We start from the raw sequence: 12181 nt of genomic DNA on the forward strand, positions 1-12181 counted from the left end.
CCTTGGCCGCTAGCGGTCGCCGGACTGGAGTTGACCGCTAGCGCACGCGCTGATTCGGTAGAGCTTGCTGCCGCCCTCGGACTCGACCAGCTCGAAGCCGCCGCTGCTCTGCGGGTCCTTGAGCCCCGGGTAGTCGCGGGTGCGCTGGTCCCACGGCCAGAACTTCGCGTCGCCGATGAGCAGGTATTCCACGCGCAGCGAGTTCGCGACCTGGCACACGCGCGGGTTCCTCGTCACGTCGGACAGGCTCCTGGCGAGGAAGAGCTGGTCGGCTGTCGCGGGCGCGGTGAAGTGCGGGAACAGGGTCCGCCGGTCCTCCAGCGCCCACAGCATGCCGCTGCCGTCCCACGGGTTGTTCGCGACGACCGCGTCCTCGGGAATCCGCTGCTTGACGCGCTCGAAGAAGCCGCGCTGGCCGGGGGAGGTCAGCAGGTTCGTCGGCGGCGGGCTCAGGTACGGGCCCGCGAGGCGGTCGTACCGGTCGGGCGCGTGCATGCCCTGCGTCACGACGGCGAGCAGCACCACGAGCAGACCCGCGACGGCCGTGGTGGACACCGCGAACCGGTTGTCCGCCACCCGCTTGAGCGGCCCGGTCTCGGCCGCCGCGACCCGTGCGGTGATCTTGTCGGTGAGGAACAGGACACCCGCGACAGCCAGCGGGACCGCGGTGACCGGCAGCATCGCGGCGAGCCGGAACGAGTCGTTGTACCAGTAGCCGGTGAACAGGATCGTGTCCGGCCGGTTCAGCGACGCGGTGAACAGGTAGAGCACGCCGGTCGCCACGTGCGCGGCGGGCAGCCAGCGGTGCGCGGGGGTGCGCAGCGAGGACACGAAGCCGACGATGACCAGCGCCGACAGCAGCCACAGCGCCTCACGGCCGTTGGTCGCGTTGAGCAGCACCTCGCCGACGGCCCGCGAGGGGGTCTCGAACGGTGTCCACACGATCTCGCGGACGCTGGCGAACGCCGGGTTCGACGTCGTGGCCGTCCAGTACCAGACAGCCCCGAGGGCGACCGTCACCCCGAGCGCCTCGGCCAGACCGCGCCGCGTCTGCCCGGCCCGGTGCAGCCGCAGCGTCCGCCGGATCAGCGCCTGCCCGACCGGGAACAGCGAGAACACCACGAGGCTGAACAGCACCCCGGGGTGCGCGAACACCGCGGCCACCATCGTCACCGGCAGCAGCAGCCACGCCCGGCCCCGGCCGATCACGTCGTCCTTGGCCAGCCCGGACAGCGACACGATGAGCGCCAGCCCGACCGGGGCGATCGCCATCCCCAGCGCGTTGGGCCACAGCACGCCGAAGCCGAGCAGGCCCCAGGGGTTCGCGCTGAACCCGATGCTCAGCAGACCGGTGATGACCATCGCGGCTGGCGAGCGGCCGAAGAGTTGCCGCGCGAGGAACACGCACGACAGCGGCCACACCACCGCCGCGACCGCCCCGGCGAGCACGTTCGTCGCCACCGGGATTTCCGCGCCGGTGGTCAGCACGATCAGCGACACGAGGTCGTGCCAGGCCGCCGGGTAGAAGTTGCCCGCGCTCGTGTTGCCGAACGACGAGATCGACAGCGACGACGCGTTGCGCACGTCCAGGATCAGCGCGACGGCGTTGTAGTGGAACAGCGCGTCGTAGGTCTGCGAGAGGTTGTCGGGACGACCGAAGCCGCGCACGATCGTGATCGCCGCGAGCACCGCCGCGGGCAGCAGCCCGGCCGCGGCCGCGATCCGCACCCCGCGCGGGTCCCGTTCGCACACGACCTGCCGCCGCTTGCGCAGCAGGAACGCCGCGCCGCCGACGACCACCGCCGTCGTGGCGCTGACCGCGATCGGCAGCAGCGCCGACCAGTCGATCCCCAGCATGCCCGCGGCGACCGCGGTGCCCGCCACCACCAGGACGCTGATCACCGGGGCGAACGCCCAGGCGGCGATCCCGCGCAGCCCGAGCGCGTAGGTGACCGGCAGGCCGAGGGCCAGCAGCCAGGCGAGCGCGGCGAGCGCGGACGGCGCGGCCTCGAACCAGGTCATCGACTTGTCCACCTCACTCGTGACGTCGAGCCGATCAGCCCGCGACAGCTTCCAGACCATCGGCCGCGGACACCAGGCGGTGCCCCGTGCCGCACTCCGCGCACCGTAGCGACTCGTCGAGTGGGGCTCCGCAGCGGCAGACCCAACCCTTCTGCCGCGCCGGGTTGCCGACGAGGAACGCGTGCGCCGGGACGTCCTTGGTCACCACGGCACCCGCCCCGATGAACGCGTTGCTGCCCACCGTGGTGCCGCACACGACCACGACGCCCGCGCCGAGCGTGGCGCCCTCGCGGACCAGCGTGGGCCGCAGCGCGTCGCCGACGAGCTTGCGGTGCGCGCGCGGGCGCAGGTCGTTGGTGAACACCGCGTTCGGGCCGAGGAAGACGTTGTTCTCGCAGGTCACGCCGTTGTAGAGGAGAACGTTGTTCTTCACCGTGACGTTGTCGCCGAGCACGACCTCGTTTTCCACGAACGCGCCGTCGCAGATGTTGCAGGCGCGCCCGACGCGCGCGCCCGGCAGGACGTGCGCGAACGCCCACACCCGGGTGCCCGCGCCCACCTCGTCGCTCTCGCACAGGCCGTTGGGGTGGACGAACACGTTCGCGGCGACGGTCACGCGAGCGCCTCGGTCAGCACCTCGACCACGCGCTCCTGCTGCGCCCGGGTGATGCCCGGGTACATCGGCAGGCTCAGGATCTCGCCCGCGACCAGCTCGGCGTTGGGGAACGAGCCGGGGCCGAACGCCGGGTCGGCGAACGGGGCCGTCAGGTGGATCGGGGTGGGGTAGTGGATGGCCGCGCCGACGCCGTTGTCGCGCAGGTGCGCCACGATCCGGTCGCGCTCGGCGACCCGGATCACGTACAGGTGCCACACGTGCTCGTTGCCCGACAGGGTGCCCGGCACGGTGACGCCCGCGACGCCCGCCAGCAGTTCGGCGTAGTAGTCGGCGGCGGCTACGCGGGCGGCGTTCCAGTCGGTGAGCCGGGCCAGCTTGGCCTGCAGCACGACCGCCTGGAGCGTGTCGAGCCTGCTGTTGAACCCGAGCGCGCTGTGCACGTACTTCTCCACCGAGCCGTGCTGGCTCAGCAGCCGCACCTTGGCCGCGAGGTCGGCGTCGCCGGTGGTGACGGCGCCCGCGTCGCCGTAGGCGCCGAGGTTCTTGCCGGGGTAGAAGCTGGTGCCCGCGATGTGCCCGATCGAGCCGGACACCGCGCCGTTGCGCTTGGCGCCCTGGGACTGGGCAGCGTCCTCGACCACGGCGATGCCGTGCTCGCCCGCGACCGTCAGCAGCTCCTCGACCGGCGCGATCTGCCCGTAGAGGTGCACCGGCAGGATCGCCTTGGTCCGCTCGGTGATCGCGCCGAGCGCGGCCTTGGTGTCGATCAGGAAGCTGTCCGGGTCGCAGTCGACGAACACCGACTTGGCGCCCGCGCGCGCGACCGCCTCCGCGGTGGCGATGAACGAGTTGGTCGGCAGGACGCACTCGTCGCCGGGGCCGACGCCGACCGCGCGCAGCGCCAGCTCCAGCGCGTCGGTGCCGTTGGCGACGCCGACGCAGTGCGCGACGCCGCTGTACGCCGCGTAGGCGGCCTCGAACTCGGTGACCTGCGGGCCGCCGACGAACGCCGTCTTGCCCAGGACCGCCGCCCAGCCCGCGGCGACCTCCTCGGCCACCTCGGCGTGCTGGAACTTCAGGTCGACGGGTGGGATCGGCGCTGGCCTGCTCATCAGATAGTCCTCGCGGTGACGTGGTTGGTCGGATTCAGCGTGCGGAGGCGTCGGGCGGGGGTGCCCGCCCAGACCTCGAAGGGCGGTACGTGGTCGAGCACCACGGCTCCCATGCCGATCAGTGCGCCCGCACCGATCGACAGGCCCTCGCGGACCAGGGCGCCGCTGCCCAGGTAGGCGGCCTCGCCGACGGACACGCCGCCCGCCAGGGCCACGCGGGCGGCGAAGGTGACGTGGTCGGCGATCTCGTCGTCATGGGTGATCGTGGTGTGCGGCATGACCACCACGTGCGCGCCGATCGCCTGCGGCGCGGTGACCGCGACGAAGGCCAGCAGCACCGACCCGGCACCGATGTCGGTGCCGGGCGCGATGCTGGTGGACGGGTGGATCACGGTCGCGTAGCGGTCCGCCGGGATGGCGAGCCGCGCGCTGATCCGCCTGCGGCTCGCCTGGTCCCTTGTGCTCGCCGTGCAGATGACGACGGCCGCGTCCGGGTGGTCGGCGACCAGGTCGGACGGGCCGAGCACCGGCACGTCGTCGATCCGGGTGCCGTACCGGGCCGGGTTGTCGTCGACGAACCCCAGAACAGTCCACTGTGGACGAACCGAGTTCGCCGCCCGGACCGCGGCGAGCACCTCCCGTGCCAGCCCGCCCGCCCCGACGAGCAGCAGGGGACGCGTTGTCACCGCGGGGTCTCCCGCAGGATCTCGATGAGCCCCCCGGCGACCGTGTCCTGCTCGGCCTCGGTCATCTGGTGGAACAGCGGCAGGATCAGCGAGCGCCGGGTCAGGTGCTCGGTCACCGGCAGCGCGGGGTGCTCGCCCGGGTAGGCGGGCTCCAGGTGCGCGGCCATGATGCCGCGCCGCGCGGAGACGCCCCGCGCGGACAGCCCGGCGAGGACGTCGGCCACCGTGCCCGCGTAGTCCTCGGGCAGGACGACCCAGAACGACTGGTAGTTGGTCGTCCCGTAGTCCGGGTCGGTCACCACGCGCAGACCGTCGACCTCGGCGAGCAGCTTGTGGTACCGCTCGGCGAACTCGCGGCGCCGAGTGATCACCGTGGGCAGCTTGTCGAGCTGGATGCGCCCGATCGCGGCCTGCAGGTCGGTCATTCGGAAGTTGAAGCCGACCTCGTCGTAGGTCTCCAGCACGACGCCGCCCGCGGCGTGCCGGTCGGCGGCGGACATGCTCATGCCGTGCTCGCGGAGCTTGCGGAGCCGGGCCGCCGCCTGCGGGTCGTTGGTGGTGATCATCCCGCCTTCGCCGCAGGTCAGCAGCTTGCGCGGGTGGAAAGACCAGGCCGCGAGATAGGCGCCCGCGCCGACGGACCCGCCGCGGTAGGTCGAGCCCGCTGCACACGCCGCGTCCTCCACCAGCGCCAGCCCGTGCCGCGCGCACAGCGCCGCGAGGGCGTCCACGTCGAACGGGACACCGCCCTGGTGCACGCCCATCACCGCGACCGTGTTCGCCGTGCGCACGGCCTCCACGGTGGCCGGGGTGAGGTTGCCGGTCAGCGGGTCGACGTCGGCGAACACCGGGTTCGCGCCGACGTAGCGCACCGCGTTCGCCGAGGCGATGAACGAGAACGACGGGACCACGACGTCGTCACCGGGCCCGACGCCCAGCAGGTGCAGCGCCAGGTGCAGGCCCGTCGTGCAGGACGAGACCGCGACGCCGTGCGCGGCGCCCACCGAGGCGGCGAACGCGGCCTCGAACTCGGCCACCCGGGGACCCTGGGCCACCCAGCCCGAGCGCACCACTTCGGCCGCCGCGGCGGCCTCTTCCTCGCCGAGCCACGGCCGGATCACCGGGATCATCGCTGCGCCCTCCACCAGGTCACCAGGTCGGCCAGGCCGTCGTGCAGGGTGATCGACGGCTGCCAGCCCAGGTCGCGCTCGGCGGCGCTGATGTCGGCGAGCCTGCGGGTGACGCTGTTCACCGAGCGGGCCGGGCCGAACTCCGGCGGCAGGGTCGAGCCCATGACCTCCTGCAGCGCCTGGGCGAGCTGCAGCAGCGAAGTCTCCGTGCCGGTGGCGATGTTGTAGACCCGGTCGGTCACGTCGGCCTGCGCGGCGAGGATGTTCGCCCTGGCGATGTCGGCGACGTGCACGAAGTCCATCGTGGCCTGGCCGTCGCCGAGCACCAGCGGCGGCTCACCGGCCTCGATCCGCTCCATCCAGCGGATCAGCACCTCGGTGTACTTGCCGTGCGCGTCCATCCGCGGGCCGTACACGTTGAAGTACCGCATCGCCACGTAGTCCAGGCCGTGCATGGCGTGGAAGCTGCGCAGCATCCCCTCGTTGAACGCCTTCGCGGCGCCGTAGAAGGTGTCGTTGTGGTACGGGTGCTGGCTCTCGGTCGTCGGGAACTCGTCGGCCAGGCCGTAGACCGACGCCGAGGAGGACAGCACGACCTTGGCGACGTCGGCCTGCACGGCCGCCTCGATCACGTTGAAGGTGCCGTCCACCAGCACTTCCAGCGCGGTGCGGGGTTCCGCGGCGCACTGGGTGATCCGCAGCGCGGCCAGGTGGAACACCACGTCCTTGCCCGCGGCGAGCTTGTGCATCAGCGCGATGTCGCGGATGTCGCCCTCGACGACCTCGACGCGCTCGGGGGCGCGCTCCAGGGCCGTCGCGAGGTTGCCCAGCTGGCCGCGAGTCATGTCGTCCACCACGACGACGTGCGCGGCGCCCGCGTCGAGCGCCTGGTCGACCACGTGCGAGCCGATGGTGCCCGCACCCCCGGTGACCAGGATCTGGCGGTCGGTCAGGTCCATCAGGCGGTCCTTCCGTTCTCGACGGGCACGAAGACGCCGCCCGCGGCCAGGCTCGCCGACGCGGCTTCGAGCTGGGCCAGCACCCGCAGGCCGGACCGGCCGTCGGTGAGCGCGGGGCGCCCTTCGGTGATCGCGGCGGCGAACTCCGCCATTACCGCCCGCAGCGCCTCGCCGGTCGGCAGGGCGGGGGCGACCATGTCGCCGATGCGGTAGGACACGCGCCGGTCCTCGGTGCCGTCGGGCCAGTCGACACCCCGGTCGTACAGGGCGAGCGGCTGGATCGGGTCGAGGTCGTTCCAGACCGCGGTGCGCCGCGAGCCGCCGATGATCGTGGTGCGGATCTTGGTGGGGGAGAGCCAATTCACATGCGCGTGCGCGATCGCGCCGCTGGAAAGCTGCACCGACAGGTAGGCCACACAGGCGCGGCCGAGGCCCGCCGGGTCCGAGCCGTGCGCGGCGACCGCGACCGGCGTCACGTCATCGGGCAGCACCGAGTCCAAAATGGACAGATCGTGCGGCGCGAGGTCCCACAGCACGTCGATGTCTGGCTGCACGAGGCCGAGGTTGATGCGCACCGAGTCGACGTACTGCACATCGCCCAGCTCGCCGCCGCGGACCAACTCGCGCAGCCGCTGCACGACCGGGGTGTAGCAGAAAGTGTGGTCGAGCATCAGAACCAGGCCGCGCTCCTCGGCCGTGGTGACCAGCTTGTGGCCGTCGACGTAGCTCGACGCCAGCGGCTTCTCGACCAGGACGTGCTTGCCCGCCTCCAGCGCGGCCATCGCCACTTCGAGGTGGGTCGCGGCCGGGGTCGCGATCGCGACCGCGTCGACCTCGGGGTCGGCCAGCACTTCCTGGAGCGAGGAGGTCGCGCGGACCGTGCTGTAGCGCCCGAGCACCGCCTCGGCCCGCGCCAGGTTCATGTCGCAGACCGACGTGAGCCGAAGCTGCGGAGTCGCCTGGATGTTGCGCACCAGATTCGGGCCCCAGTAGCCCGCTCCGATGACGGCTACGCCAACCATCTAGATCCTCTCCAGAGATCAACAGATCGCATTGCGCACTCCGCCGCGCGGCTCGGTCGAGCGCACAGCGGGTGACGGGCGCGAAGGTACCCACGGCATCGTAGACGCCCCCGGCTGTACTACGCTCAGGCCGTCTTGTCCACCCGAAACGCCACCCGGAGACCTGATGACCGACTGGCCCGATGTGTGGCTGATCATCCCGGTATACAACGAGGGTCCGGTCATCGGCGAGGTCGTCAAGGCAGCTCGGCAGACATTTCCCAACATCGTCTGCGTGGACGACGGAAGTCGCGACGATTCGGCCGCGCACATCCGCGCGGCGGGCGCGCACCTGGTGCAACATCCGGTGAATCTCGGCCAGGGCGCGGCCATCCAGACCGGTGTCCAGTACGCCAGGTCACAGCCCGGTGCCAGCTACTTCGTGACGTTCGACGCCGATGGGCAGCACCAGGTCGAGGACGTGCTGGCGATGCTGGAGCGGCTGCGCGCCGAAGACGTCGATATCGTCGTCGGCACTCGTTTCCACGGTGACACGACGCACATTCCGTGGCTCAAGCGCGTCATCCTCAAGACCGTGGTGATGCTGAGCCCGCGCACCCGCAGGCTCGGATTGACCGACGCGCACAACGGCCTTCGGGTATTCAACCGAACTGTCGCCGAGCAGATGAACATCACCCTCAACGGGATGAGCCACGCCTCGGAAATCGTGGAGATGATCGACCGCCGGAAATGGCGCGTGATCGAAGAACCGGTGACGATTCTGTACACCGAGTATTCGATGTCCAAGGGGCAGTCGGTGATCAACGGCGTCAACATCGTCTTCGACACCATGTTGAAGAGTCGGGCGGGGCACTGACATGTTGATCCAGTACGTCCTGCTCGTCGCCTCGGTCCTGCTGCTGACGTTGTTCCTGCGCAAGCGGGGCAGCGCGCAGACCGCGGCGGGCACCAAGCTCGCGTTCGTCGTGTTCGTGCTGTTCGGCGCCTACGCGGTGCTCCGCCCCGGCGACGTGCAGGTCGTCGCGGGCTGGCTCGGCGTCGGCCGCGGCACCGACCTGTTGCTCTACGCGGTGGTCGTCGTGTTCACCTTCGCCACCGTCAACGCGTACCTGCGGTTCAAGGAGCTTGAGCTGCGCTACGCGCGGCTGGCCAGGGCCATCGCCCTGCGCAACGCGGAGCAGCCCGCCGACCCGTCGTCACCTGGGAAGTCATGAGCGAGTTTGCGAGCGAGTCACTGTCACAGGGCGTGCGCGAAGGGCAGCACGGAGCCTGCGAGGGGAAGTCATGAGCATCCACTTCGTCGTCCCGTTCTACATCGACCCGCGGTACCTGTTCGAGCTGATCGACAGCGTCCGCAAGCAGACCAGGGACGACTGGCGGCTGACCATCGTCGACGACCAGTACCCCGGCACCGCCGCCGCGGACCACATCGCCGCACTCGGCGACCCGCGCATCGAGCACGTCCGCAACGCGAAGAACCTCGGCGCCACCGGCAACGTGTGCCAGTGCATGACCATGGGCCAAGAGGACTACATCACGGTCATGGGCGCCGACGATGCCCTGGAGCCCAACTACGTCGAGGTGGTGCTCGACGCCTTCGCGCGACACCCCGACGCGATCATGGTGCACCCGGGCGTCACTGTCGTCGACGACGACAGCGTCCCCACCGACAGCCTGGCCGACCGGGTCAAGCGGATGGCCAGCCGCTCGGCGTGGCGCCGGGGCGAACTCGACGGCCCGACCGCCGCGCGCAGCCTGATGAAGGGCAACTGGCTCTACGTGCCCGCGATGTGCTTCCGCACGGACGTGGTGCCCAGGGTCCAGCGGCTCGGCGAGTTCGGCTCGATCGCCGACCTCGGCTGGGTGATCGACATGCTGCTCGGCGGCGGCACCATGGCGCTCGACCCGACGCCCGCGTTCCGCTACCGCAGGCACCAGGGCAGCCACTCCTCGATCGGCGCCAAAGACGTGGCCCGGTTCGACGAGGAGCAGCGCTACTACGGCGCCGCCGCCGTCCAACTCAGCGAACACGGCTGGCGCAAGGCCGCCCGCGCGGCCCGGCTGCACCCGCTCTGTCGGCTGCACGCCACCCGGTCCGCGCTGGACGCCCTGGTCTCGCGCGACCTGAAGCTGGCGTCGTCGCTCATCGGCCGCAGCCTGCGCCGCGTCTGATCGATCCGAAACGCGCCCGACTACGGGCGATGGTCAGCGTTCGTTTTGACCGCGCTGAGGAACGTGCACCACTGGCCTGGCGGCAATGCGAGCTGCCCGCCTGCGATGTTCTTGGAGTCGCGGATGTGCGTCCGGTCCGTCTGTGCGATTTCGACGCAGGCGCCGTTCTGGGCGCTGCGGCTGCTCTTGCGCCAGGTCAAGGTTACGGGTTGTTGCGGGGTGGGCACGGCGCCTCCTCAGACATTCTTGATCAACTCGATGACGAAGTCGATAGAGTCTTCTGGTGGAAGGGCGACATCCGCCAGGCTTCGAGTCGACTCACGATAAGTGTCCACCTCGCCGGCCCCGGCGGCGTAGATCGCGCCGTCTTGAAGTTCGACGTATGCGATCGATCGAGCGTGCTCGAAGTCCAAGACCGTGAACTGCCCGGTCGGGGCGTCGTGGGGTCCTCTTTCCGGCACGACGACCTGCATCGTGATGTTGGGTAGCTTGGCAAGGGTGATCAGGTGGTTGTACTGCTCGACCATGACCTCCGGTGCCCCGACATGCAGGCCGAGGGCGTGATCGGTCAGTGCGAAGTGCAGGGTCAGTGGATTGTCCGGGTCGGTGAGCCGCCTGGCTCGCTGCATGCGCAGTTCGACAAGTCGGTTGCTGTGGTCGGGCCGTACCCGGCGCCCGCGCATCGTCAGCGACTGGGCGTAGGCGGGGGTCTGGACCAGGCCGGGTATCACGAGCGGCTCGAAGGTGAACTCGCCGGCAGCAAGGCGTTCCAGTCCCACGAAGGTGCCGAACCAGTCCGGCACGACGTCGCTCCAGCTACCCCACCAGGTTGACGAGTCCGCCAGTTCGGCCAGCGAGGTCAACCTGCCGATCTCGTGACGCTCGGCACCACACGCCGCCATCACCCGCGCGATGTCCTCGGGGTACTGGCGTCGTTCGCCGGTCTCCAGGTGGCCGAGCTTCCCGACGGTCAGCCCCGCGCCCACAGCCTTCACCACCTGGGGCTGGGTCAGCCCACTGCGATCACGGTAGCGCTTCAGCTCGACGCCGATCAGCCACTGCAACGCCGAAGGAGCATCCCTGCTCGCCACTGCTGCCTCCATCTTCCGATGCCCGAGCTGTGCCCGTTCGGAAGAACGGTAGCGACATGCAGGAGATCCACGACAGCCGCGCCACCCCAACGGTGTATGGCTAAGTGTAGGTCCCTACGCTAGGGTCGTTGTAGAGCATCGGGTAGGGGATTCATCTGGCGCTACAGGAGGTGTTTGAATTGGATTCACCTGGCACATCACGGGACATGCCGAGTGACTCGGAGGCCGCGCCTGACGTGGTGCGTGAGACTTTCCACGTCACGAGCCAGGCGAACCCCGGACCGGCCGCGTGCGACGCGCGTCCACCCGGAGCCGCCGCGGCGTGTCGTCGACCCTCCGGGCGCTAGGAATCGAGAGCGACCATGACATTCGAGTCCGAAGTGGACGGTGTGCGGTGGGGTATCAGCCAGGTCTACCCGGGCCGCGCGCACGTGGTCGACGGGCCCGACCCGACCGGCCTGTGCGGAATCCCGGTCGCGCAGGTGTACTCGCAACGCCCCGACCGGCCGTTGATCTGCCCCGAATGCGCCCTGGCCTACATGCGTGCGGCGTTTCCCGGCACCACCCCACACCCCACAGCCGCGTACCCGACCGGACCGCTCGCGCCGCAGCCCTCGGACCGCCCGACGTTTCCCTGGGGAGGCGACCCGAGGTGACACCCTCCACTCCCGGCATCCGGGGTCCCGCTGTCCATCGACCAAAACCCAGACGGGGCCCTGCTCGTCCGATGGCGGCGACGAGTACCGCAGGCATCAGGGGACGGGGTCCGCTCTCGCGACCGGTCCTGCTGTCTCGCAACGTCCACAAAGGACGACAGTTCTGTGGTGTCGGCCGGCCCGGTCCGCTGGGCGAGCCGGGAACTCCGGGACCGCGACGAGGTTGGGCGGCGGTTCGCCGTTCCACCGTCACGGCCCTTGCCAGTCACCGGGAACCGGGAGCGTTCAAAACTTCGGCGTCCACTATGGATGGTGCGACCTGCGGGTTCTGCTCGATCTCCCGGTGGCCGCGCACGGTCTTGGCGCGCCAGCGGACACACCACAGCCCACCATGACGGTCAGATCGGCAACCCAGCGGCTGCGACGAACCCGTGGCGTTTCATGTCCGAATGGATCACCCGGACAGCGCCCGGGTTCGCCGCTCTGGGGTTCCAACGTCGCGAAGCGACCACCGACCAACCAACCAACCACCGGGAGCGTTGCATCGTGACTCATGCACCGAACATCTATCACCCCCACAAGTCCCGCATCCCCTGTACCGATGGGTTCGACCGGGAGCGCTCTGTCGGGTTGTGGGCGGCTCCGACCAGTGGTCGGGTGGTGCTGGTGGCTCCGCCGGCGGAGACGGCGTTGTTCACACCTGCCCAGGCGCGGG

Annotated in this window: 13 protein-coding genes and 1 pseudogene; 5 read left to right on the forward strand and 9 right to left on the reverse strand. The window is 70.2% G+C overall.

What is annotated here, in order from left to right; translation table 11 throughout:
• Positions 1-9: 9 nt before the first annotated feature.
• Genes ACT4N7_RS18400 through ACT4N7_RS18430 form a run of 7 tightly spaced genes read right to left on the reverse strand, consistent with a single transcriptional unit; the run spans position 10 to position 7547 of the window.
• On the reverse strand, positions 10-2082 hold the full coding sequence (locus ACT4N7_RS18400; protein WP_444829993.1) for a DUF6541 family protein: 2073 nt from the start codon (positions 2080-2082) through the stop codon (positions 10-12).
• Positions 2057-2638: an acyltransferase gene (locus ACT4N7_RS18405; protein ID WP_444829994.1), complete on the reverse strand. Its 582-nt coding sequence runs from the start codon at positions 2636-2638 to the stop codon at positions 2057-2059. The genes ACT4N7_RS18400 and ACT4N7_RS18405 overlap by 26 nt, the downstream gene beginning before the upstream one ends.
• Positions 2635-3750 carry a DegT/DnrJ/EryC1/StrS family aminotransferase gene (locus tag ACT4N7_RS18410; RefSeq protein ID WP_444829995.1) on the reverse strand — a complete coding sequence of 372 codons (1116 nt, stop codon included), beginning with the start codon at positions 3748-3750 and terminating at the stop codon, positions 2635-2637. Before ACT4N7_RS18410 ends, ACT4N7_RS18405 begins: the two co-directional genes overlap by 4 nt.
• The gene (locus tag ACT4N7_RS18415) at positions 3750-4436 is read right to left on the reverse strand and encodes an acetyltransferase (protein WP_444829996.1); all 687 of its coding nucleotides are present in this window, start codon (positions 4434-4436) and stop codon (positions 3750-3752) included. The genes ACT4N7_RS18410 and ACT4N7_RS18415 overlap by 1 nt, the downstream gene beginning before the upstream one ends.
• Complete coding sequence (locus ACT4N7_RS18420; RefSeq protein WP_444829997.1) at positions 4433-5581, reverse strand: DegT/DnrJ/EryC1/StrS family aminotransferase; 1149 nt, start codon at positions 5579-5581, stop codon at positions 4433-4435. Before ACT4N7_RS18420 ends, ACT4N7_RS18415 begins: the two co-directional genes overlap by 4 nt.
• Positions 5563-6525 carry an NAD-dependent epimerase/dehydratase family protein gene (locus tag ACT4N7_RS18425; RefSeq protein WP_444829998.1) on the reverse strand — a complete coding sequence of 321 codons (963 nt, stop codon included), beginning with the start codon at positions 6523-6525 and terminating at the stop codon, positions 5563-5565. Before ACT4N7_RS18425 ends, ACT4N7_RS18420 begins: the two co-directional genes overlap by 19 nt.
• On the reverse strand, positions 6525-7547 hold the full coding sequence (locus ACT4N7_RS18430) for a Gfo/Idh/MocA family protein (RefSeq protein WP_444829999.1): 1023 nt from the start codon (positions 7545-7547) through the stop codon (positions 6525-6527). Before ACT4N7_RS18430 ends, ACT4N7_RS18425 begins: the two co-directional genes overlap by 1 nt.
• Positions 7548-7713: 166 nt before the next feature.
• Between ACT4N7_RS18430 and ACT4N7_RS18435 the strand changes: the two genes are divergently transcribed.
• From ACT4N7_RS18435 to ACT4N7_RS18445, 3 genes are all read left to right on the forward strand, one after another.
• Complete coding sequence (locus tag ACT4N7_RS18435; RefSeq protein ID WP_444830000.1) at positions 7714-8403, forward strand: glycosyltransferase family 2 protein; 690 nt, start codon at positions 7714-7716, stop codon at positions 8401-8403.
• A 1-nt stretch (position 8404) separates the two neighbouring features.
• Positions 8405-8761, forward strand: coding sequence for a DUF2304 domain-containing protein (locus ACT4N7_RS18440; protein ID WP_444830001.1), 357 nt, complete (start codon positions 8405-8407; stop codon positions 8759-8761).
• Positions 8762-8831: 70 nt separating this feature from the next.
• The gene (locus ACT4N7_RS18445) at positions 8832-9719 is read left to right on the forward strand and encodes a glycosyltransferase family 2 protein (RefSeq protein WP_444830002.1); all 888 of its coding nucleotides are present in this window, start codon (positions 8832-8834) and stop codon (positions 9717-9719) included.
• Positions 9720-9739: 20 nt separating this feature from the next.
• Here ACT4N7_RS18445 and ACT4N7_RS18450 read toward each other — a convergent pair whose 3' ends face one another.
• The gene (locus ACT4N7_RS18450; protein WP_444830003.1) at positions 9740-9946 is read right to left on the reverse strand and encodes a DUF397 domain-containing protein; all 207 of its coding nucleotides are present in this window, start codon (positions 9944-9946) and stop codon (positions 9740-9742) included.
• Positions 9947-9955: 9 nt separating this feature from the next.
• On the reverse strand, positions 9956-10810 hold the full coding sequence (locus ACT4N7_RS18455) for a helix-turn-helix domain-containing protein (protein ID WP_444830004.1): 855 nt from the start codon (positions 10808-10810) through the stop codon (positions 9956-9958).
• Positions 10811-11172: 362 nt separating this feature from the next.
• Here ACT4N7_RS18455 and ACT4N7_RS18460 point away from each other — a divergent pair, with 362 nt between their 5' ends.
• Together ACT4N7_RS18460 and ACT4N7_RS18465 are read left to right on the forward strand one after the other, a co-directional pair.
• Complete coding sequence (locus ACT4N7_RS18460) at positions 11173-11466, forward strand: hypothetical protein (RefSeq protein ID WP_444830005.1); 294 nt, start codon at positions 11173-11175, stop codon at positions 11464-11466.
• A 441-nt stretch (positions 11467-11907) separates the two neighbouring features.
• A pseudogene (locus ACT4N7_RS18465) lies at positions 11908-12181 on the forward strand (hypothetical protein); the annotation flags it as partial.

Source organism: Actinokineospora sp. (assembly GCF_052390155.1).
Classification (GTDB): domain Bacteria; phylum Actinomycetota; class Actinomycetes; order Mycobacteriales; family Pseudonocardiaceae; genus Actinokineospora.

What these genes read in the sequence shown, in the direction of transcription:
- ACT4N7_RS18425 (WP_444829998.1), bottom strand. Translation starts at nt 6,525, where the DNA reads ATGGACCTGACCGACCGCCAGATCCTGGTCACCGGGGGTGCGGGCACC.
- ACT4N7_RS18400 (WP_444829993.1), bottom strand. Translation starts at nt 2,082, where the DNA reads ATGGTCTGGAAGCTGTCGCGGGCTGATCGGCTCGACGTCACGAGTGAG.
- ACT4N7_RS18445 (WP_444830002.1), top strand. Translation starts at nt 8,832, where the DNA reads ATGAGCATCCACTTCGTCGTCCCGTTCTACATCGACCCGCGGTACCTG.
- ACT4N7_RS18440 (WP_444830001.1), top strand. Translation starts at nt 8,405, where the DNA reads ATGTTGATCCAGTACGTCCTGCTCGTCGCCTCGGTCCTGCTGCTGACG.
- ACT4N7_RS18430 (WP_444829999.1), bottom strand. Translation starts at nt 7,547, where the DNA reads ATGGTTGGCGTAGCCGTCATCGGAGCGGGCTACTGGGGCCCGAATCTG.
- ACT4N7_RS18410 (WP_444829995.1), bottom strand. Translation starts at nt 3,750, where the DNA reads ATGAGCAGGCCAGCGCCGATCCCACCCGTCGACCTGAAGTTCCAGCAC.
- ACT4N7_RS18435 (WP_444830000.1), top strand. Translation starts at nt 7,714, where the DNA reads ATGACCGACTGGCCCGATGTGTGGCTGATCATCCCGGTATACAACGAG.
- ACT4N7_RS18460 (WP_444830005.1), top strand. Translation starts at nt 11,173, where the DNA reads ATGACATTCGAGTCCGAAGTGGACGGTGTGCGGTGGGGTATCAGCCAG.